Annotated in this window: 18 protein-coding genes; 10 read left to right on the forward strand and 8 right to left on the reverse strand. The window is 45.9% G+C overall.

Going from position 1 to position 22,933, the window contains the following annotated elements; genetic code table 11:
* The 6 genes from Q5076_RS06665 to Q5076_RS06690 all read left to right on the forward strand — a co-directional run.
* Positions 1 to 1,199 (forward strand): S1 RNA-binding domain-containing protein (locus Q5076_RS06665; protein ID WP_303011884.1); only part of this gene is annotated, 1,199 nt, incomplete at its 5' end.
* Positions 1,200 to 1,326: 127 nt separating this feature from the next.
* Positions 1,327 to 2,259, forward strand: a complete 933-nt coding sequence (locus Q5076_RS06670; RefSeq protein ID WP_303011885.1) for a ribonuclease Z — start codon at positions 1,327 to 1,329, stop codon at positions 2,257 to 2,259.
* The gene (locus Q5076_RS06675) at positions 2,256 to 3,803 is read left to right on the forward strand and encodes a L,D-transpeptidase family protein (RefSeq protein WP_303011887.1); all 1,548 of its coding nucleotides are present in this window, start codon (positions 2,256 to 2,258) and stop codon (positions 3,801 to 3,803) included. Before Q5076_RS06670 ends, Q5076_RS06675 begins: the two co-directional genes overlap by 4 nt.
* 25 nt (positions 3,804 to 3,828) lie before the next feature.
* The gene (locus Q5076_RS06680) at positions 3,829 to 4,380 is read left to right on the forward strand and encodes an RNA polymerase sigma factor (RefSeq protein WP_303011889.1); all 552 of its coding nucleotides are present in this window, start codon (positions 3,829 to 3,831) and stop codon (positions 4,378 to 4,380) included.
* A gap of 48 nt (positions 4,381 to 4,428) precedes the next feature.
* Positions 4,429 to 4,809 carry a hypothetical protein gene (locus Q5076_RS06685; RefSeq protein ID WP_303011890.1) on the forward strand — a complete coding sequence of 127 codons (381 nt, stop codon included), beginning with the start codon at positions 4,429 to 4,431 and terminating at the stop codon, positions 4,807 to 4,809.
* 25 nt (positions 4,810 to 4,834) lie between these two features.
* Positions 4,835 to 5,305 carry a hypothetical protein gene (locus tag Q5076_RS06690; protein ID WP_303011891.1) on the forward strand — a complete coding sequence of 157 codons (471 nt, stop codon included), beginning with the start codon at positions 4,835 to 4,837 and terminating at the stop codon, positions 5,303 to 5,305.
* Positions 5,306 to 5,546: 241 nt separating this feature from the next.
* On the opposite strand, the gene mazG is transcribed toward Q5076_RS06690, so the two are convergent.
* The 7 genes from mazG to Q5076_RS06725 form a co-directional block, all read right to left on the reverse strand.
* Positions 5,547 to 6,353: a nucleoside triphosphate pyrophosphohydrolase gene (mazG, locus tag Q5076_RS06695; RefSeq protein ID WP_303011892.1), complete on the reverse strand. Its 807-nt coding sequence runs from the start codon at positions 6,351 to 6,353 to the stop codon at positions 5,547 to 5,549.
* A gap of 260 nt (positions 6,354 to 6,613) precedes the next feature.
* Positions 6,614 to 7,879 carry a DUF5074 domain-containing protein gene (locus Q5076_RS06700; RefSeq protein ID WP_303011893.1) on the reverse strand — a complete coding sequence of 422 codons (1,266 nt, stop codon included), beginning with the start codon at positions 7,877 to 7,879 and terminating at the stop codon, positions 6,614 to 6,616.
* Positions 7,880 to 7,900: 21 nt separating this feature from the next.
* Positions 7,901 to 9,370 carry a DUF5074 domain-containing protein gene (locus Q5076_RS06705; protein WP_303011894.1) on the reverse strand — a complete coding sequence of 490 codons (1,470 nt, stop codon included), beginning with the start codon at positions 9,368 to 9,370 and terminating at the stop codon, positions 7,901 to 7,903.
* Positions 9,371 to 9,407: 37 nt separating this feature from the next.
* Entirely contained in the window at positions 9,408 to 10,436 is a 1,029-nt protein-coding gene (locus Q5076_RS06710) for a PKD domain-containing protein (protein ID WP_303011896.1), read from the reverse strand.
* A gap of 30 nt (positions 10,437 to 10,466) precedes the next feature.
* Entirely contained in the window at positions 10,467 to 11,615 is a 1,149-nt protein-coding gene (locus Q5076_RS06715; protein ID WP_303011898.1) for a YncE family protein, read from the reverse strand.
* Between the two features lie 12 nt (positions 11,616 to 11,627).
* A complete protein-coding gene (locus tag Q5076_RS06720; protein WP_303011900.1) occupies positions 11,628 to 13,634 on the reverse strand; it encodes a TonB-dependent receptor in 2,007 nt (668 codons plus the stop codon).
* Positions 13,635 to 14,146: 512 nt separating this feature from the next.
* The gene (locus Q5076_RS06725) at positions 14,147 to 15,199 is read right to left on the reverse strand and encodes a DUF3810 domain-containing protein (protein WP_303011902.1); all 1,053 of its coding nucleotides are present in this window, start codon (positions 15,197 to 15,199) and stop codon (positions 14,147 to 14,149) included.
* A 236-nt stretch (positions 15,200 to 15,435) separates the two neighbouring features.
* Here Q5076_RS06725 and Q5076_RS06730 point away from each other — a divergent pair, with 236 nt between their 5' ends.
* From Q5076_RS06730 to Q5076_RS06740, 3 genes are all read left to right on the forward strand, one after another.
* A complete protein-coding gene (locus Q5076_RS06730) occupies positions 15,436 to 16,074 on the forward strand; it encodes a hypothetical protein (RefSeq protein WP_303011904.1) in 639 nt (212 codons plus the stop codon).
* A gap of 63 nt (positions 16,075 to 16,137) precedes the next feature.
* Positions 16,138 to 18,774 carry a valine--tRNA ligase gene (locus Q5076_RS06735; RefSeq protein ID WP_303011905.1) on the forward strand — a complete coding sequence of 879 codons (2,637 nt, stop codon included), beginning with the start codon at positions 16,138 to 16,140 and terminating at the stop codon, positions 18,772 to 18,774.
* A gap of 115 nt (positions 18,775 to 18,889) precedes the next feature.
* Positions 18,890 to 20,788, forward strand: coding sequence for an ATP-binding protein (locus tag Q5076_RS06740; protein WP_303011907.1), 1,899 nt, complete (start codon positions 18,890 to 18,892; stop codon positions 20,786 to 20,788).
* Between the two features lie 255 nt (positions 20,789 to 21,043).
* Here the strand turns inward: Q5076_RS06740 and Q5076_RS06745 are convergent, their stop codons facing one another.
* On the reverse strand, positions 21,044 to 21,619 hold the full coding sequence (locus Q5076_RS06745) for an RNA polymerase sigma-70 factor (protein ID WP_303011908.1): 576 nt from the start codon (positions 21,617 to 21,619) through the stop codon (positions 21,044 to 21,046).
* A gap of 136 nt (positions 21,620 to 21,755) precedes the next feature.
* On the opposite strand from Q5076_RS06745, the gene Q5076_RS06750 reads away from it, so the two are divergent.
* On the forward strand, positions 21,756 to 22,772 hold the full coding sequence (locus Q5076_RS06750) for a FecR domain-containing protein (RefSeq protein WP_303011909.1): 1,017 nt from the start codon (positions 21,756 to 21,758) through the stop codon (positions 22,770 to 22,772).
* Positions 22,773 to 22,933 lie beyond the last annotated feature (161 nt).

Consider the following 22,933-nt stretch of genomic DNA (forward strand, 5'->3'; position numbering starts at 1 on the left):
TGGAACAACAGAAGAAAGAAATTATCGGTAAACTTGAAAAAGGACAAGTTCTTGAGGGAACTGTCAAAAATATCACCTCTTACGGTGTATTCATCGACTTGGGCGGCGTAGACGGTTTGATTCATATTACCGACCTTTCTTGGGGACGTGTCAGCGATCCGAAGGAAGTTGTAGAACTGGATCAGAAACTGAACGTTGTTATCCTTGACTTTGACGATGAAAAGAAACGCATCGCTCTCGGTTTGAAACAACTGACTCCGCATCCTTGGGATGCTCTTGACCCGGATTTGAAGGTCGGTGACAAGGTGAAAGGTAAAGTTGTCGTTATGGCCGATTATGGTGCCTTCATCGAAATCGCTCCGGGTGTGGAAGGTTTGATTCACGTTTCGGAAATGTCTTGGAGCCAGCATTTGCGCTCTGCGCAGGACTTCATGAAAGTCGGTGACGAGGTAGAAGCTGTCGTGCTTACGCTTGACCGTGAAGAACGTAAGATGTCTCTGGGTATCAAACAGTTGAAACAAGACCCATGGGAAACTATCGAAGAGAAATATCCTGTAGGTTCCAAACATACTGCAAAAGTCCGTAACTTCACTAACTTCGGCGTATTCGTAGAAATCGAAGAAGGCGTTGACGGTTTGATTCACATCTCCGACCTCTCTTGGACTAAGAAGGTGAAACATCCTTCGGAATTCACGCAGATTGGTGCTGATATCGAAGTACAGGTATTGGAAATCGACAAGGAAAACCGTCGTTTGAGCCTTGGACACAAACAACTCGAAGAAAATCCTTGGGATGTATTTGAAACAGTATTCACTGTAGGTTCCGTACATGAAGGTACTATCATCGAAATGTTGGATAAAGGTGCGGTTGTCGCTCTTCCTTACGGTGTAGAAGGATTTGCAACTCCGAAACACCTTGTAAAAGAAGACGGTTCACAAGCACAGTTGGACGAAAAACTTCCGTTCAAGGTAATTGAGTTCAACAAAGATGCCAAGAGAATTATCCTGTCTCATAGCCGTATCTTCGAAGATGTAGCTAAAGCGGAAGAAAGAGCAGAAAAGAAAGCGGCTTCTAACGCTAAGAAATCATCCGGTAAGAGAGAAGATACTCCGATGATTCAGAATCAGGCAGCTTCAACTACGCTGGGCGATATTGACGCTCTCGCTGCATTGAAAGAACAGTTGGAAGGAAAGAAATAATCAGAATAGAATATTTCCGACGAAGGCGTCCTTGTTATAGGGACGCCTTTTTTGTTTGCTTTTTTGTGGTGAAATATTTCCCGTTCCTTTGCCGGATTGAATTTGAAATGCTTTATCTTTGCATAGAATGGAAAAATTTGAACTACACATATTAGGATGCGGTTCCGCTCTGCCTACTACACGCCATTTCGCGACTTCCCAAGTCGTGAATTTGCGTGAGAAGTTATTTATGATTGATTGCGGCGAAGGCGCGCAGATGCAGTTACGCCGTTCGCGGTTGAAGTTTTCCCGTCTGAACCATATCTTTATTTCTCATTTGCATGGAGACCATTGTTTCGGTTTGCCGGGATTAATCTCCACATTCGGGTTGTTGGGCAGAACTGCCGATTTGTATATCCATTCTCCCAGAGGGCTTGAAGAACTGTTCGCCCCGATGCTCGCTTTCTTCTGTAAGACATTGGCTTTTAAAGTCTTTTTTCATGAATTTGAAACGCAAAAGCCGGTGCTTGTGTATGAGGACCGTTCGTTGACGGTAACCACCATACCTTTGAAACACCGTATCCCTTGTTGCGGCTTTTTGTTTGAGGAAAAAAAATGCCCGAATCATATCGTCAGAGATATGGTTGATTTCTATCAAGTACCCGTTTACGAACTGAACCGGATAAAAAACGGGGCGGATTTCACAACCCCTGAAGGTGAAGTGATTCCCAATTCACGACTGACCCGCCCTTCGGCTCCGGCAAGAAAATATGCTTATTGTTCCGATACGATATATTTACCGGAAATTGCCGGGCAGATAAACGGAGTCGATTTGCTTTTCCATGAGTCTACGTTCGCACAGGCGGAACAGGCGAGAGCAAGAGAAACTTTTCACACAACGGCGGCACAAGCGGCGCAATTAGCCTTAGATGCCCATGTAAAACAATTGGTCATCGGCCATTTTTCTGCCCGTTATGAAGATGAATCAGTGTTGTTTCAAGAAGCGTCGGCCATTTTCCCGCAGACAATTTTAGCGAAAGAGAATTTGTGTATCGATATTGACGGAAGGGGGAACAAATGAAAACGAAGAGGCTTCTCCGGGGAATGATAGCGGGATTTCTTATTATCCTTGCAGCTTGCCAGAAAGAAAAAGTACAGCCGTCGCCCGTACCGGATTCGTTGGCCTCTTTTCAGGAACTGATAAATCCGGCTTATCGGATTAGCGCGGATAGTATCAACGAAGCCATTCATGCCCATTTGGCTGAGAATAAGCGGTTGACTCCCTGGGATTCGGTTCTGGTGGAGCATTACCGGAAAAAAGGAGAATACTTTTGGTTAAATGATTCATTAGTTTCCGACAAGGCAACTGTACAGGTGGCAGATTCCATGTTATATTGGCTGGAGAATATTTCAAGGCATGGCATTAATCCGGATTCTTACCCGGTAGACAGTATCCGTGAGGCATTGCAGCAGATACGGACCTTGCGTTTTCAGAAAGGAAGTACGATGAACCGATTGATGGCTGATGTGGAATACCGGCTTACGGCAGCTTATTTGTCTTATGTATGCCGGCTTCAGTTTGGCTTCCTGCCTCCCGAAAGGAGATGGAATGATTCGATAAATCGTATTCCTTTGAAACATTGTGGCAGGGAATTTGCGATGGCGGCCCTTGATTCTTTACGGGCGGATGCGAATGCGGCTTTTCGTCGCGCGCAACCTTCTTCGGGTCTTTACAAGAGGATGCAGGAAGAATTGGAACGTGTGAATAGTTGGGGAGATACGGATACTACAGATTATTATAGAAACCGGTTACTTGTAAATATGGAACGGGCCCGCTGGCAATACGCTTTGGAGCGGGGAAAGAAATATGTGATAGCTAATACTGCAGCTTTTATGTTGCAGGCAGTCAATGAAGAAACGGACTCTATTCTGGAAATGCGCATTTGTGTCGGAACCGTGAAAAATAAAACTCCGTTGTTGTCAAGCAGAATCTACTATATGGAGTTGAATCCGTATTGGAATGTCCCGCAAAGTATCATCAGGAAAGAAATTATCCCGGCTTATCGGAGAGATACTACTTACTTTACCCGCAATCGGATGAAAGTTTACGATATGAACGGCAACCGGGTGAATCCTCATACGGTCGGTTGGGCTAAATATGCGGGAAGGGGAGTGCCTTATACGGTAAAGCAAGATAATAAGAACGGCAATTCTTTGGGACGCATCATTTTTCGTTTTCCCAATCCGTATTCGGTCTATTTGCATGATACCCCTTCCCGCTGGGCTTTCAGCCGGAAGAACCGCGCAGTGAGCCATGGCTGCGTCCGGCTTCAGAAGGCTCTTGACTTTGCTTTCTTTTTGTTGAAAGAACCGGACGAACTGTTGGAAGACCGCATTCGTATAGCGATGGATATAAAGCCGGTGAGCGAAAAAGGGAAAAAACTCTCTATCAGTGAGGCCTACCGTGAGTTGAAACATTATAGCTTGGAACAATACGTACCTTTATTTATTGATTATCAGACAGTCTATTTGTCGGCAGATAATAAAATACGATATTGTGAGGACATTTATAAATATGATTCGTCCTTATTGGAGGCCATGAATAACCTACAATTGAAACCATAAATAAACATACAGAAAACGAGAGACTATGACCCCTTACAATGAACATGAAGTTCTGAAACTCCTTCAAGAAGAGAGTACGCAGCGGAAAGGCTTCGAAATGATTGTGGAGCAATATAGCGAGCAATTATATTGGCAGATTCGCAGGCTGGTACTCTCGCACGAAGATGCGAATGACCTTCTGCAAAATACTTTCATCAAGGCATGGACGAATATCGATTATTTTCGTGCTGAGGCGAGGCTGTCTACCTGGCTTTATCGCATTGCGCTGAATGAGTGCCTTACTTTTCTGAACAAACAGCGTGCTGCGGTTACTGTGGCTATGGATGCGCCGGAAGCGACGATAGTGCAAAAGTTGGAAAGCGATTCCTATTATTCGGGAGAACAGGTACAATTGTTGTTGCAGAAAGCATTGCTGACCCTGCCGGAAAAGCAGCGCATGGTGTTTAACCTGAAATATTATCAGGAAATGAAGTATGAAGAGATGTCGGAAATCTTCGGGACATCCGTCGGGGCGTTAAAAGCATCTTATCACCATGCAGTAAAGAAAATAGAGAAGTTTTTGGAAGAAGTGGATTAAACCTTTTAAAACAGACTGTGTCTAACAAAAAAGAGAGGAGAAAAACGTATGAAAGAAGAAGATATCCTATTAAAGAAACTTGGAAAGGAGAACTCCTTCAAGGTTCCCGAAGGTTACTTTGAAAACTTTACTTCAGAGGTGATGAAGAAACTTCCGGAGAAAGAAAAAGTAAGTTTTGAGGAAGAGCGTGTCAGTACATGGACAAGACTGAAACCATTACTCTATCTTGCAGCTATGTTTGTAGGCGCAGCCCTGATTATTCGAGTGGCATCGTCAGACCATAAACCGGTTCCGGCAGATGAGGTGGCGGTTAAAGACGCGGCGGATACGGAAATCGTATCCGATGAATTGCTTGATATCGCATTGGACCGCGCGATGATGGATGATTATTCGTTGTATGTCTATTTGAGTGACGCGAGTGTGGAATGATTTATTAAACCGATTGATACAGAAAATGAGAAAATTAATCACATTAGTTGTTTTGTTATGTGGTTTTATGCCTGTTCTTTGGGCTGTTGATGGATGTGAGCAACATTTATCCCGCGAAGAGTTCAGGGCAAGACAAAAGGCTTTTATCACAGAACAGGCAGGATTGAGTAAAGAAGAAGCAGCCAAATTCTTCCCTGTTTATTTTGAACTCCAAGACAAGAAAAAGAAACTCAATGATGAATCGTGGAGCCTGATGCGTAAAGGTAAAGGGGAGAAGGTAACGGAAACCCAGTATGGAGAAATCATTGGAAAAGTAGCGGATAACCGTATCGCTGCCGACCAGTTGGACAAAACTTACCTGGATAAGTTCAAAAAGATTCTTTCTAATAAGAAAATATTTCTCGTGCAGCGGGCGGAAATGCGGTTTCATAGAGAAATGCTGAAAGGAATGAACCGTAACAGAGGTGGCGGAGGGCATGACCCGAAGAAAAAGTAAAGCTGTCTTGTTTATTGGTTCGCAAGTTAGATACAATAATCTCCCCGTTTTATCCTTGAATCATGACAATCAAGGTAAGACGGGGAGATTTTCTTTTAAAAGTTTCCGGATAAGAGTCTTCGGGCTGTAAGATATCCGATTGGCGCCATGCCATTTGTTTTTTTGAGGCCGTTCCGTTTTAAAAGGGCACAAAGCCATCCGGTGAATGATTGGTTCCGTTTCAGGTAAATTCCGGAGACGCCTAATCCGATACTTCGTCTGAATGTTCTTTCCTCTTTGCCTCATTCCAGATGGCATCCATTTCTTCGAGAGACATGTCTTTCAAGCTTTTTCCTTCCTTGATGGTATGTTCTTCCAAATAGTTAAAGCGACGGATGAACTTCTGGTTAGTACGTTCCAGCGCATTATCCGGATTGATTTTATAAAGACGTGCCGCATTGATGAGACTGAACATCACGTCGCCGAATTCAGCTTCCGCCTTGTCTTTATCCATATTAGCCACTTCATTCTGGAATTCTTCGATTTCTTCCTTCACTTTATCCCAAACCTGTTCACGCTCTTCCCAGTCAAAACCTACATTATGGGCTTTGTCCTGAATGCGGTAAGCCTTGATAAGTGAAGGGAGGGCGGAGGGAACGCCGCTCAATACACTTTTGTTGCCGTCTTTCTCTTTCAGTTTCAGTTGTTCCCAATTCTCGGAAACCTGGCCTGCCGTTTCCGCCTTTACCTCTCCGAATACGTGCGGATGCCGGAAAATCAGTTTATCGCATAGTTTGTCGCAGACATCTTTCATGTCGAAGTCTCCTGTTTCCGAACCTATCTTGGCATAAAAAGCCACATGTAACAACACATCGCCCAATTCTTTACAAATCTCTTTCTTGTCATCCCTCATCAGGGCATCACAAAGTTCGTACGTTTCTTCTATGGTGTTGGGACGCAGGCTTTCATTCGTCTGTTTACGATCCCACGGACATTTCACACGCAATTCGTCGAGGATGTCCAGGAAGCGCCCGAAGGCTTCCATCTGTTCTTGTCTGGTATGTGACATTTTATTCATTTTATTTAATAGTGCTGCAAAGATATGATAATTATGCAACAAAAGAGAATGTCTTAAAATAGAAATTGAAAGTTGAAAATCTTATGAATTGAAACTTTAAAAGTAAAAATCCCCCTATTCTTGCCTTGTACTGTGATGGATTAAGGCTGAAATAGGGGGATGTTATCACTTATCAATATAAGTAAGGCTGTCCCGTTTTGAAACGGGTCCTCTTTTGTTCTGAGCGGCCTTTGTGGAGTCTTTCCTTGTGATTAATAGAATTTCGACATCGGATAGATTCCGTTGGGGTAACTCGTCTTGCCGGCGATGTTCTGTACGAGTTTCGGTTCGTCGCCGCTGATATCATACACCAGTATGTTACCGGGAGAAATGACCGATTCGTCGTATTCTTCCGATACGGCGACATAGAGGTATTGTTTTACCGGGTCGGCCACTACATTGCAGTTGAGATATTGTGCGGCAGGTTCGTCGGCTTGCGTGTCGATATATGCCGGTTCCGGTTTCCAGGTCTTGATTGATGTGCGGCCCACGGTTGTTGAACCCGCGGCATGGTAAATGTGTTCCCCGCACAGTGTGATACCCGATGAGTTCCTGAATTCTGCCGAAATCTCGGAACTGATTGCTTTGGTTTGAGTGACAGTCCAACTGTCGAGGTCGACGAAGTGCAGGTAATTGGAACCCTCACCCAGTCGTCCGCAGGTTCCTATAATCAGTCCGTTATCTCCGTTTTTGCAAATTCCACTGATGAATTCTCCCTTTTTCAGTTCCAACTCACGGTTAACCTCATCTTTACCTTTGACGAACTCTAACAGTTTGGTCGTAGTCCAGAAACCGCTTGCACACGAATAGAGGCGGTCACCGACAACCACCATGCCGCGTGTTGAAATCATTGCTTCGAGATTATGTACCGGACTACCCTGGTTGGCGAGTGCGTACGAACCTTTGATAATGACATTTTTTCCGGTTTTGCTGTTAAAACGGAACAACCCTTGCGAGTCCGAGAAGTAGATATTTTCCTCGTCCATTACAACAATATTGTGTACGCCCATTATCGGCATGTACTCGGAATCGCCGTTTGTCTCGGGAGGACGCGGAAATTGGAGTTGGGCATGTGTGAACACTTTTTCTTTTTTCAGTGTTACGGCATTGGTGATAATCAGCACACCGTCCCCTACAGTCGGGTGGAACTGGTCGTCGCAGAGAATGTATAGTTTCCCGTCGCACATATAGAGGTCCTTCGCGTCGTTACCGAGTTCCGTACCGTTCACGAGTTTGTAGATATCTTCTTCAACGGTTCCGTCGGGTGCGATATAAGTCAACGAACCGTTCTGGTTAGTCCGCGAACCTCCGTTCAGGATTAACACGCCATCGGGAGCGGCATATCCTCCGAGAGTTTCGGTAGGTTCGTCACCTCCGGGTTCTTTGGGGATTTCGTTGTCCGGTTCATTGTCCGAGCAGGCTGTCAGCAGCATCAGAAAAGACGCCGCCGACAGGAAATAACGGATTCTTTTTTTCATCGTCAAAAATATTTTATTGAATTATCGGCTGACCGGAAAAAATGTTCCGGCTGGGAAATTGGTGTAGTCCTCATATTGTTGAAGCGGTTTGCCAGAGGCGGAATCGACTACCCAAATATGGTTTGTCGTATAGAATGTGCCGAAACCTTTGATGGTATTAACATAAAGGTTGCCTGTAACAGGATGGACAGCCAGACCGTTGTAAAGTTGTACGGCATCGTCATCACCGAAACCGACGATGTCTGCAAACCATTCGGCAGCCGGTTTTACGACTATTATCGTACCTCCTTCGTCATCCGGTTCCTCTTGGATTTTGGAAAAATCCAGATGGTAAATCGTAGTGCCGTCCGCATAATAGAAATCATCCCCGTGAGTGGTGAATGCTACGCCTGAGGCTCCGACGTCTTCGAGTTTAGTTTTCCCGACACGGCGTTGATCGATTCCGTCGGGATATGCAGGGTCGACTTTTCCGATTGCCAAATCGCCGAGTCCGAAAGTGAAAATCCATAATTTATTGTCGTCGGAAGTCCGGATACCGTAGACATTACTGAGGTCGTACTTCGGGACATAAGGTAATCCGATTTTGGTGATTTGGTCTTTTTCCGGACTGATTTCCCATAGGTACGTCCTTATCGTGCTTGCCTTGTATGAATAAACCTTGCCGTTCAATACGGCGAACGGGCTTTGAGGAGCTCCTTCTGAATCTTTTATTTTCGTCAATGCCGGATTTCCCTTATCGGAAATGTCGAGCCGGTAGATGGCAACCTTGTCGCGGATGTAGATGTGTTGCTCGTCAAGTACGGCAATATGGGTAGGCCAGTCCAGTGCCGAGAGTTGCTCTTTGCTGAAGGAAACTTCCTTTTTCAATGTTTTGGCATCCATGACAACCAGCATACCGTCATTTTCAAATTTTGTGCCGACAGCATTTTCATCGCCATTCTGGGAGATGACATAGATTTTTCCGTCGTGAAACGCCATGTCCTGCGTGACGTTGCCCAACTCGGTACCGTTCACCGTTTTATAAGCATCGTCGAAAACATACCCTTCGGGCGAGATATAAATTAACGAACCGTTCTCGGTCGTCATATTGCCTTCGTTGAGCACGAAGGCGCCGTTGGGATTGTCGAAAGCGTTAAGGCAGTATAAATCGACCGACACGGCAGTTTCCGCTCCATCTCCGGTGGCCGTAAGAGTCAGAGTCGCCTGGGTCTGGGCATTCTCCGTCGCCATGATATCGATGCTGCATTCGTTTTCGTCAACCGTGACTGTCCAACCGTCGGGAAGTGTTCCTGCTGAAACCGACGAGACGTTGGAAGCTGAATATTTCAGTTCGAATGTCTGACCTGGGATAATGAATACCGGTGTTTCAGCGTCTATTCCGGTTACCAGTTCGAATTCGGGAGACAGAACCGGTTCCTTGTCATTGTTACAGCCGCCGAGTGACAATGTCATGCCCAGCAGCAAACTCCATAATAATGATTTTCTTCTCATTGCTTTTATAGATTTATTAAGTTTCAGATAATAAATGTCATTTTTTTAAGGTAGAACTCTCGATGTTTATTTTTAGCAAGTGCAAGTCCTCGACACCCATGATTTCGGTGGAATTCTCCCCGAGCCAACCATTCGACTGGTTAACACCCGTGTAGATACGTATGAAGTCCGCTCCTGGGAGGTCCGCCGGATTTCCTTCGGCGTCCACTGCCCATCCGATATCTATTGCTGAGGCGTCGGAAATGTTCGTCTCATTGTCGGCATATCCGTAAGTGAATTTGTAAAGTACAAAATTATTGCCCTCCCCGGAGAGGTCGAGCCCGTTCTGCGGTAACCGGGTTCCCTGGAATACCAATTCCTCTTCTTCAATCCATTGCGGGAAATAGGACTGTTTGTGATAGCTGTTTTTCGCAATGTATCCACTGCCGCCCTCATTGTCTGTCCAGCGAATATATTGTTCCGATTCACCGGAAGGTTCCGTGTCGGGACGATGGTAAGTGATTTGGTAGTTCCCGACAGTCCGGATGTCGTTGCCCGCAGCCTGCAATTTCTCGAACCACGGTTCCCGGCCGTCCGAATGGGCGCTACCGGCAATCTCGTACCACTCATTGTCATCGGGCCGTCCATTGCCGTTGGCATCGTAGGCAACCTGGATAATACCTGGTTCACTGCTGCCGTATTCTGTCTGCCCGCTGGCGTAGAATGCATTTCCGAGTACCCGGAAATCGCATAATCCCGGTTTGTTTTCAATCGTATGGTTAAATCCCACAACAATATAGCCACCGAATCCGCCCAACGAAATCATTCCCCGATTATTATTCCCGATGGCTTCGAGCGCCTTACGATTCATGTCCTCCTGCGTGTCTCCTGTTTCATACTCAGGCATTGTATTGATGAATTGTCCTGCAGCAGGGCGGTAGTCTAGTACTTTTGTAATATACGGCGAGGATTCTTCCGGAAGCGGTGCCCCGGAATCGTTCTCATCACTACAGGCGGTGTTCATACCGGAAAGCAGTACTGTCCAGAGCAGCACAGGATACATGCGTTTGAATAATCTCTTTTCCATTGTGTCAATTATAAATTCGGTTGTATAGAGTTAATAAAATTCATATTCGGAGAAAGCGATATGTGCCGGGATGTCTCCCGTGCGGGTTTTCCATTGCAGTTTTCCTTCCGGGGTAAAACAATAGAGGTAGCCCGGCGTCACGTAATTGGTTGCATCGCAGACATATATTTCTTTTGTTTCGGGGTTCACTGCCAGTCCGTAAGGCAGAGTGATTTCCTTATCGGTACCGTCAGTAATGAAGTTACCTGGCAATCGTTCTTCCTTTGCAGTGTCGTAGACGGCATACGAAATCTCGTTTGTTCCCGTTGTGTAGTTCCATTCGGTACTGATTGCGTAGAGCCGGTCATCGTCAATACACATCTCACTGGCGGCAATACCCAAGTTACCGATAACCTTTTCTGTCGTGGCGTCGATTACGAAGATATCCGAGCCTGTTCCGTAATAATCACCGCGTGAACTGACATAGATACGGCCATAACGGTCTTTCTCCATGCGGTGCAGATTGATGGCGACGTCAATGGTGTTTACCACCTCGAACGATTCCAAGTCAACGACCGATACTGTGCGGTCATAGTTCGGGAACCGGTAACCGCCCGAGTTGGCGACATAGAGCCGTCCGTTCGCAATAACCATTTCTTCGGGCTGGTAACCCACAACCACTTCGCGGGTGATGCGCAACGTTTCAGTGTCGATTTCCACTACCTTCCCCGGCCGGGCTTCGGGGTCGATTTGCACCGGTCCCGCATAAGAGCTTACATAGGCCTTGTCTCCTTCGAAGACGATGTAACGGCAGTTCGGGATGTCGATGCTGCCGATGTGCCGTGCTGTGTAGACATTCATCACTTCAATCATGTTCGAACAGTTCACCACGACGTACAGCCGGTTGCCATGAATAGCGATATCATTGCCCACATCACCCAGCTCTTTCACCACATCGGGGTTGCGCTCCGGATAGATGTTGCGCAGGTAACCGCCCGTGCGGGCGTCGAAGTGGTCGATGGTACATTTGTTGCTGCCCATGTTACCCTCATTGACAAGGAAGAATCCTTCGATATGTTCCGGGTCTGTCGGCGCTGCAACGAAATCCGCTTCGGAACGAATCATCGGTAATTCTTTCCGGCATCCGGAAAACAGCAGGGCGGCAAACGCGACAGTTATGACAAAATATCGTTTCTGCATATTTCGTTATGGTTAAAAGGTATATTGTACAATCAGTTTGAAGTTGATGCCCGGCATAGGGTAGCAGGTAACTACTTCGTATTGCTGGTTGAGGACATTGTTCATTTCGAGTGTCGTTTTCAGGTCGTTATCCCGTAACCGCCAGTTCTTCGCTATCGAAAAATCGCTGGTGTACCACGGCAGTTGGTAGTTATAAGGGATATTTGCCTGCGACGAATAACGTTCGCCCGTATAGATGAAGCTGTAGCTCGCTTCCCATGTACGCCATGCGGCATTCAACACCGCCGAGCCGCTGTGCCACGGGATATAAGGAATCTGTCCGCCGTAAAACTCACTTGCGGGGTCGGTGAAATCCTGCGCTTTCTGATAAGTGTAGTTCAGACGTCCGGCTATCGAGAAATTCCGGCCGATAACCCAATCTGTCTGGATTGCGGCATCTATTCCGCGAATCTCCACGTTACCCAGGTTAACCATAGTCCAGCGGAAAAAGTTCGAGGTCGGTGTCGCTACGATTTTATTCTCTACTTCATTATAGTAAACATCGGATTGTACCTCCAGCGACCGTAACCATATGCCGGAGAAACGGCGTGCATAAGTGAATCCCACATTATATTGGGTCGTGAATTCGGGTTCGAGGTTCGCGTTGCCGACAAACGTATAGTAGAGGTCATTGAGTGTCGGCATGCGGAAAATGCGTTTGTAAAAAGCGCGCAGGTTCAGGTTTGTCCGTTCGAACGGGCGCCACGAGAGGATGACTGTCGGCGTGAGTTTCCGTTTGTCGGGAGCCGTTTTACCTGAAGTACGATCATGGACCAGCGTTCCGAGCAGGCTTGCCTGCAACTCCACGCGATCGAAATGCATGGCGGTAGCCGCAGCCGCCAGTATCGTATGGCGACGGGGATAAACGAAATCGCGCAAATCGGCGTTCAACAGATTGAACTGGTAATCGACCGAGAAATTTGCCTCCCACCATGGAAAAATCGTGAAACGGTTGGCAGCGGAAAGATACGTCTCTTGTTGGTAATAATGGTTATCGGTGTACATCAGGGATTCATCTTTGTTCGGGTCGGCCAGATAATGCAGATAGTCGTAAGCGTATTTGGCATTCGTCAACAGACTGTACCACGGTGTGAAGTCCTTTTTGAACGCTCCCTGTACGAAGAGATTGGTATCCCACTGGCGATCTTCGTGCGAGAACTTGTTACGGACGATTGCACCCGGATATCCGCGTTCCGAATTGTAAAAATAGGCTTTTGTCCGCCAGTATCCCCGGTCAATCCGGCCATAGAGGCCTCCTTCCACCCGTACGGCGTTCACGTCGCCGTTCTGCCGCACGGCGGTTGTGTCGTAACCCTCTTGCATGCGGTAAGAGAATTTGTAACGGCCTGACGAGCGGAGGTATTCCGCACTAAGAGAACTGTTCACCCGTCTGCCGAGTTTCTGTTCCCAAAGCAATGCGGGATTGACTACACCGAACGAGCCGGTTTTGAACGAGGCTTTCAGGTGACGGCTTTCTCCCTCTTCAAACTTCGGCGTCCGCGATTGCAGATAGATGGAACCTGAAGAGCCGAAATCTTTGGCAGGCTGTAACACGGCGCTTTTCTGTCCATTATAAAGTGTCACCGATTCCATATTGTCGAGCGAGAACCGTCCCAAATCGACCGTACCGTTCTGGGCGTTACCCAGTTCGATGCCATCGTAAAAGACCCCTACATGGTTGGTTCCCATACTGCGGATGTTCACGGTCTTCAACCCTCCGACACCTCCGTAATCCTTGATTTGAATGCCGGAGAAATAACGCAGGGCATCGGCTACATTGTGTGAATTGAGTCGGTGGAGCCGTTCGCCTGACAACTCTTGGACGGGAATTACTTCTCGGCGGACAATACGGCCCGTTATGATAACCTCTTCTACATGTTGAAGGCTGTCGAGACGGTTTTGGGCGTATGTTGAGTTTAAGTTCCCTGTCCCCGTAAGAATCAGGAGAGACAGCGATACCTTATAATATCTGTCAAACATATACTATAAATTTAAACACCCGTTCTTTGGATACGGGTAAATCAACCGAATTTATTGGCAAGTCTTTTGACTGACTACTCTCTTGAAACTTTCCCGATACCATAGGGTATCAGTAGTGCAGATTCTCAGAAATCTAGTGGAATTTTACAACAGTTAAGTCACTTGAGGACTTTACCTAAGTGGTCTATTCCTTTAATTCTTTATGAATTTATAAATTAAATCGAAACAAATTAGTTAACGGTTTCTAAAAAACTGTTGTCAATCATTGACAGCCGTTCGTCATCTATTTTTTAGCGCCGCAAAAGTAAGCAATCGTTTTTGATTCTCCAAACCTTTGATTATTAACTTACAAATTCTCTCTTTCAATACGAGGTGTGTTATGGCAGGTCATTTTTTTAAGCCGTATCTTCGATAAACTTTCCGGTAGTAATGAAAAGTACGGGTAGGGACGGTTTGTTTCCATCGGTACGGATGTCGGGATATGATGTCTCTGAACCGGGTATAATTCATTTTTATTTATTCTTCCATTCCCGGTAAGAAATCAGTAATCCTACCACTTCCGAATAGTTCTGCAGACCGCTCTCAATCCGGTTCCCTTTCAGGTAAAGGTCATACATCCAGTCTTGTACGGCCCCGATCAATGGACTGTATTTAGCTGCCCAATATGCCTGGTTATTCTTCGCCAACTCGATGATTTCCGGGCGGATACGTTTAAAAATCCGGGTATATTCTTCCTCCGGAAGTAATCTCCGCGCATTGCCCAATACATGCCCCAATACGGAAAAGTAGCCGGAAAAACGGATACCTGCCGCCTTTGAACGGGTACAAACCTGATAGGCATAGAAATTGGCTTCCGCTTCGCTGGTGATACCAAGCAGATGAGCCAGTTCGTGAGCATATGTAGCCGGATAATTGACGGGAAGTAAATCTCCGTTCAAGGTAAACTCGCAAAAGAAAGGGCCCATGCTGCCGGTGACTCCCACCATTGAGATAAAAGGAGTGAACAACATGGTTTTCGCCCTGGGTCGTTCGTGGGGAGGGCGGTGTACGCCCAGACTATCGCTCAATAAATTGTATGACTTTACGGTTTCCTCACGTACGAGATTTTCGTTGATGCTGCTTATCGGAGTGTACGAACCGTTCAGTAAAGTAATATATTCGTCTATGAACCCTTGGAAATTTTCGGAAGTATAAGCCGTGTAAGGAATCCCGGTCCGCAGATAGAAATTCTTTTGGGAATAATTCAATCCCCATGCCAGATAAAACCAGACATAAACCCATAATAAATATTCACCGTCATGCAACAGAATCTTTTTCCAAGGCAATTTTTTGCACAGACGACCGTAGATAGGGTAAATGAGTACTCCGGCAATACTACAGAAAATGAATAAGTCCCCTATGGCGAAAGGGAATAGGTTCGAGAAAGCAGACAGGATATAAGAAATAAAAGGGTAGACCGTTTCCGAATAAATGGCAGCCAAAGCAGGAATCCATTGGGTCAGCCATACCAGGCTTAATAAAATTCCTAAGGCTGAATATCTTACGATTGGCTTCATGTTTCTCATTTGTTTTATATCGATTGGCAAAAATATGCATTAAATAAACGTCACGCGAAAAAATACCCCTATATTTGCAAAAAAACTGTTAACCATGATTCTTTCCTTTGTCAGGGTTTGTGTGTGGGAAACCGTTATTGGAAATATAATGCAGGATACTTTCCGGCAGGAGAGGGGTTTTTCTTGCCGGAGTAAGAATCTGATGGGTGAAGAAAAATTTGGCAAATATAAAAGAAGATAAAAAGATGGCTACAACTGAAGAAATTGAGAAATATTGCCGGAATTGCGTATCGCGTGATTTTGTGAATGGAAAAGGGCTTGTCTGTAATCGTACGAGAGAACTTCCGGCATTCGAGGGAGAATGTGGCGACTATCGGAAAGACGAAGAGTTAGAGCGGATGGCGCCTCCCAAGCCGGAAGACTTTCCGGTGGCAAAAACGCGAGAAGAACTGCTTGCCGAAGAAAATCTTCCAAAAGGCGTGTTATACGCAGTCATAGCCTGTATCGCGGGAGCGGTGGCATGGGGATTAGTCTCTGTTTCCACCGGTTATCAGATAGGGTATATGGCTATCGGTATCGGTTTCCTTGTCGGATTTGCCATGCGGCAGGGAAAAGGAATACGGCCCATTTTCGGAATCATCGGTGCAGTGCTGGCGTTGATTAGTTGTGTATTGGGCGACTTTTTTTCTATCGTCGGATACATCGCCAGAGACTACGGCATGGCATATACGGATGTCCTGTATCAGGCAGATTATGCCGAAATATTTTCTTGGATGGTAGAAAACCTGGCGTCCATGACTATTTTATTCTACGGGTTTGCTGTTTATGAGGGATATAAATTCTCTTTCCGCCCACAGAATCAGCCGGAGGGTGGCAAGATTTGAATTTTAATTATTAATTTTGCACCCGTTATTACTGAATATACATTATTATATACATAAAACGATATGGAATTAGCAAGTAAGTACAATCCCGCCGACGTGGAAGGAAAGTGGTACCAGTATTGGCTGGACAATCATTTATTCAGTTCGAAACCCGATGGTCGTGAACCCTACACCATCGTCATTCCTCCTCCCAACGTCACCGGTGTGTTGCACATGGGACACATGCTTAATAATACCATTCAGGATATTCTGGTTCGCCGTGCCCGTATGGAAGGCAAGAATGCCTGTTGGGTTCCGGGGACGGACCATGCTTCTATCGCTACCGAGGCAAAGGTGGTAAATAAACTTGCGGCACAGGGCATTAAGAAAAACGACCTGACCCGTGATGAATTCCTGAAACATGCTTGGGACTGGACAGACGAACACGGAGGCATTATTTTAAAACAGCTCCGTAAACTCGGCGCATCCTGTGATTGGGACCGTACTGCTTTCACGATGGACGAAAAACGCAGTGAAAGCGTAATCAAGGTATTTGTCGATTTATATGATAAGGGACTGATTTACCGCGGTGTACGTATGGTAAACTGGGACCCGAAAGCGCAGACCGCCCTTTCGGATGAGGAAGTCATCTACAAGGAAGAGCACGGAAAGCTCTATTATCTCCGTTATCAAGTGGAAGGTGATGCGGAAGGCCGTTACGCCGTCGTAGCGACTACCCGTCCGGAAACGATTATGGGTGATACTGCAATGTGCATCAACCCGAATGACCCGAAAAATGCATGGCTGAAAGGAAAGAAAGTGATTGTACCTCTGGTGAACCGTGTCATTCCCGTAATCGAAGATGATTATGTGGATATCGAATTCGGAACCGGCTGTCTGAAAGTAACCCCAGCCCACGATGTAAACGACTATATGCTAGGTGAAAAATACAATTTGCCCAGCATTGACATATTCAACGATAATGGTACGTTGAGCGAAGCGGCCGGCATGTATGTCGGTATGGACCGTTTCGACGTTCGTAAACAAATCGAGAAAGACCTTGAAGCGGCCGGATTGCTGGAAAAAACGGAAGCATATACAAACAAGGTTGGATATTCGGAACGTACCAATGTGGTTATCGAACCGAAGCTCTCCATGCAATGGTTCCTTAAAATGCAACATTTCGCAGATATGGCATTGCCTCCGGTGATGAACGATGAGTTGAAATTCTACCCTGCCAAATATAAGAATACCTACCGTCATTGGATGGAGAACATTAAAGACTGGTGTATCAGCCGCCAGTTATGGTGGGGACACCGTATTCCCGCTTATTTCCTGCCGGAAGGCGGTTATGTGGTGGCAGTTACTCCGGAAGAAGCTTTGGCGAAAGCCAAGGAGAAGACTGGCAATGCAAACTTGACGATGGAAAACCTCCGTCAGGACGAAGATTGCCTGGATACGTGGTTCTCCTCTTGGTTGTGGCCTATTTCCTTGTTTGACGGCATCAATCATCCGGGTAATGAAGAGATGAAGTACTATTATCCGACGAGCGACCTTGTGACAGGACCGGACATCATTTTCTTCTGGGTAGCCCGCATGATAATGGCCGGCTACGAATATGAAGGACGGATGCCGTTTAAGAATGTCTATTTCACCGGTATTGTCCGTGACAAACTGGGACGCAAGATGTCTAAATCCCTCGGTAATTCTCCTGACCCGCTGGAGTTGATAGAAAAGTATGGCGCGGACGGCGTGCGTATGGGAATGATGCTCTCCGCCCCGGCTGGAAATGACATCCTTTTCGATGATGCCCTCTGTGAGCAAGGACGTAATTTCTGCAACAAGATCTGGAATGCTTTCCGTTTGATTAAGGGATGGACGAACGGGATGGGAAATGTTCCGATTCCGGTTGAGTCTCACATTGCGGTTCAGTGGTTTGAGCAGAGACTGGATGCGGCTGCAGTGGAGGTAGCTGATTTATTCTCCAAATACCGTTTGAGCGAAGCATTGATGCTGGTCTACAAACTGTTCTGGGATGAATTCTCTTCCTGGTTGCTGGAGATTGTAAAACCGGCTTATGGACAACCGGTCAACGGATTTGTATATGATGGAGTGATCACCTCTTTCGAATACCTGCTTGAACTGTTGCACCCCTTTATGCCGTTTATCACGGAAGAGTTGTGGCAGCAATTGCGTGAACGCAAACCGGGTGAAAGTATCATGGTGGCTCCTTTATGGCAGCCGATTGAGGTGAATGAAAACTTCCTGCAAGAGTTTGAAACGGCGAAGGAAATAATCAGTAATATCCGTAACATCCGTTTGCAGAAGAACATCGCAATGAAAGAATCGCTCGAATTGCAAGTCATAGGCAGCCATCCGGTAGAAAAGATGAATCCGGTCATCAGCAAGATGTGTAACCTTTCTTCCATCACCGTAACGGAAATTAAACCGGAAGGAGCCGCTTCATTCATGGTGGGGACTACGGAATATGCGGTTCCGTTGGGCAACCTGATTGATGTGGAAGCGGAAATAGCCCGTATGGAAGTGGAGCTGAAACACAAAGAAGGATTCTTGCAGAGCGTCTTGAAAAAACTCGGCAATGAGAAATTCGTCAATAATGCTCCTGCCGCTGTTATCGAAATGGAACGCAAGAAGCAGGCCGATGCGGAAAGTATCATCCGTTCTTTGAAAGAGAGCATTGCAGCTTTAAGGAAATCGTAATCCTTTGATACTTAATTTTGTATAATAAAAGGCATCTCAAATCGTTTTGAGATGCCTTTTTTTTGCACAAAAGAAATTAATGCTATCTTTGCTCCTTTATAATAGAATATCACAAATGAAACAATCGCTGCGGGACATTTTATTCTTCCTTGGATTCTTTCTTCTCGTTGAAGGATGCCTATCGCCTGTGTCGGCGCGGGGCCGGAAAACAAAAAAGGAAGTGTTGGTTCTGAACTCCATTAATTTCAATTTACCTTGGTCCAAAGACTTTTACTGGTGCATCCACGAAGCTCTTCAACGGCAGGGCGTATCGGTCAAAGCGGAGTCGCTTTCCGTACCCGCTTTGGAGAATGAAATGGAAGTCAACGCCCTGATTACCCATTTGCGCCAGAAATATCCGGTTCCTCCCACCGCTATCGTGCTGATTGGAGACCCGGGATGGATAGTCTGCCGGGAACTATTCAATGATATATGGAAAGAAGTGCCGGTGATTGTGACAAATGCCCGCGAACGTCTGCCGGCATCCCTTGACGTTTTGTTGTCACACGCCCCTTTGACGGAAGCCAATAGTGTTTCCGCCGACGAGTGGAGACGCGGATATAATTTGAGTACCCTGAAACTGCACTATTATGTAAAGGAAACGGTTGATTTGATTTATCAACTGATACCTGACATGAAACGTCTGGCATTCATCTCCGATGACAGGTATATCAGCGAGGAAACTCGTGGCGATGTAAAGAAAGCTGTGGAGGAGAATTTTCCGGACCTGCAACTGGAGCAGCTCTCCACCGTTCAGTTGTCTACGGAAATGTTGCTGGACACCTTGCGCAGTTATAAACAGAATACGGGAATAATTTATTATTCCTGGTTTGAATCGCATAATAAAGATGATAACAGCTATCTTTTCGACCATATTCAGGAGGTAATCACCAATTTCACTTCGTCCCCCCTGTTTCTGCTTTCCTCCGAGGACTTGTCAGACAATACTTTTGCGGGAGGATATTATGTCTCGGCAGAATCATTTTGCGAATCTTTATTGGAAATACTTGACCGTGTCCTGGAAGGAGAGCAGGCGCGCAACATTCCCGGCAAAGAGGGAGGGAAAGGCAGGGCCAACCTCTGCTATCCGGTGTTGAAATTCCACAATATCCCTCCTTCCCGTTACCCGGACGATGCAGTTTACGTCAATAAGCCCAAAACCTTTTTCCAAGAGTACTACTTTCCCATCCTTGCCTGTTCTTTTTTCCTGCTGATATTGGTTATAGCCATTGCCTATTACATTCGTATTCTTCGGAAAGCGTACAGCCGCCTGCATGAGGCGATGGAGAAAGCGGAACAGGCCAACCAGTTGAAATCGGCCTTTCTAGCTAATATGAGCCATGAGATACGTACTCCCCTGAATGCCATTGTAGGGTTCTCGAATATGCTCCCCGACATAGAAGACCGTTCAGAAATGCGCGAATACACAGACATCATCGAAACCAATACAGACCTGTTGCTTCAGTTGATTAACGATATTCTGGACTTGTCAAAGATTGAAGCCGGTACATTTGATTTTTGTCCTTCATGGATTGATTTGAATCAGACAATGGAAGAAATCGGGCAAAGCGTCCGGCTGCGTTTGAAAAGCAGTGACGTAACCTTTGAGTTTACCGAGCGTTTGCCGGACTGTCTTTTTTATATAGACAAGAATCGCCTGATACAACTACTTTCCAACTTTGTCAATAATGCCGTTAAATTTACCCGGAAAGGTTCTATCCGTATGGGTTATCGTCTGACAGATGTCAATACCATCCGTTTTTATGTATCGGATACCGGTTGCGGCATGTCCCGCGAGCAGTGCGAACACGTGTTTGAACGATTCGTAAAGTACAATCCGTTCATACAGGGGACCGGTTTGGGACTTTCCATCTGCCATATGATTGTCGAACGCCTGGGAGGAAAAATAGGGGTGGATTCGGAAGAAGGCAAAGGCTCTACTTTCTGGTTTATGTTGCCTTATAGAAAGAAATGAATTCATCCGTCCATTGAATTCATTTCCCTTGTTGCAAACTTCCTTTTCCTTGCTTTCCGACTTGTTTTTATCCGGAAGCAATCTATAAATGCAAGTTGCGTTTATAGATTGTATCAGGGCAGACGCAAGTTTGGCGTTAGAGGAAAAGATAGTTTATCTCTGATACAACGGAAGTGATCCGTTAATGCATTGTAAGATAAGCGGCGGCAGTCGGGGAGGTGTTTGGTGAGGAAGAACCTGGATATCCCGTTCTCTTTAAGGGAATAAGAATGGCAGCAATAACGGCAGATAGTCTTTTAAATCCATGCGCAACTGCTTTAGCGCTTGTTGGATACGGTAGTCCACCGTTTTGGGAGATACTCCTAAAGCTTCGGCAATCTCTTTGTAACTCATATCCTTGAAACGATGCATCACGAACGCCTCCCGATAACTTTCCGGCAGTCCGGCAACAGCCTGTTCAATGCGGCTGGTGAGTTCTTCGAGTTGATAGTAGTCCGTATCTTGCAGCATTTCCTGCATTTCTTCATAGAAACGGGTGTCGGCACGTTGGGTCGCATCTATGTGTGCCAGTTTGTTCAGTGCCCTCCGATAGACCATTTTGAACAGGTAGGAATTTAATGAAGACTCGATAACCAGTGTTTCCCGGTTTTCCCAGAGCCATAAAAGGGAATCTTCTACAATTTCTTCCGCATCTTCCAACTCTACGAAACGGTGGCCGTAGGCACACAGCGCCGGATAATATTTCCGGAACAGCGCATCAAATGCTTTCAAATCTCCGCGTTGGAGTGCCGATAATAAGAAATCATTGTCCGATAGGTGGTTCTCTTTCATGTATTAGTTTTCATAATTCTGTTGCAAATATAACTTTTTTATGAGAAAACAAAGATTTTCTGAAAAAAAATGGATATCGGTTTAGGAATCTGTCCCGTCTCTCCTGTCTTATAACAAAAGGCAAGAAAAATAAGATATGGATAAATTGGATAGAAATAGAATCGAAGAGCTGCTTCCCCGTTATTGTGACGGACAGGTGACGGAAGAGGAACGTTTGCAGGTTGAAGCTTGGATGGATGAATCGGAGGAAAACCGGCGGACGGCAAAGCAGGTACATGCACTTTGCCTGGCTGCGGATACTGTTCAGGTCATCAAGAAAGTCGATACGGAGAAAGCTCTGTCGAGGGTAAAAAGCAGGATGACAGGCAAGAGGAAAACGACGTGGTGGGAATGGGTGCAACGTGCAGCCGCTGTTTTATTCATTCCGCTTCTCGTCATGTCTGTCTTGCCGTATTGGAAAGGAGACGGGCGAGAGTTGGCGCAGATGATGGAAGTAAAGACCAATCCGGGAATGACTACTTCGCTGACCTTGCCCGACGGTACGCTCGTTTTCTTGAATTCGGAATCGACGTTGGCTTATCCTTCACGTTTTGACGGTGATGCGAGAAATGTAACTTTGCAGGGGGAAGCTTACTTTGAAGTGGCTAAAAATCCGGAGAAAAAATTCATTGTTTCTACTTCGCACCAGTCACAGATAGAAGTGTTGGGCACACGTTTTAACGTAGAGGCGTATGCGAAGGACGGCAAGGTGCTGACAACCCTGGTGGAAGGGAAAGTCGGCTTTATCTTCACCAAAGACAATGTATCGAAAAAAATCCTGATGGACCCCGGACAAAAGCTGGTTTATGATTCGGCGGATAGCGAAGTCCGGCTTTATGCGACTTCCGGAGAGTCGGAAACCGCCTGGAAGGAAGGAAAGATTATATTCAGGAATACTCCTTTGGAAGAAGGGTTGCGGATGTTGGAAAAACGCTATAATGTAGAGTTCATCCTGAAGAATGAACGTCTGAAAGGAGACTCGTTTACGGGTACGTTCATGAATCAACGTTTGGAACGGATTCTGGAATATTTCCGGTTGTCTTCCCAGATTCGCTGGCGGTATCTTGATTCACCGGACATAACGGAAGAAAAGAGCAAGATAGAAATATATTGATAAATTCACCTTAAATACAGTAGTAACATGAAAGACAGACCTCCTTAAATAAAAAAACATACGGGATGATATTGGCGTATCTTCCCGTATGAAAATCGGTAAATCTTTTTGATGCTTGTTTGGCGACAAGCTTAGATAAACTTTTTATTAACTTTAAGTCA

Origin of the sequence: uncultured Bacteroides sp. (assembly GCF_958445495.1) — a bacterium.
Lineage (GTDB): Bacteria > Bacteroidota > Bacteroidia > Bacteroidales > Bacteroidaceae > Bacteroides.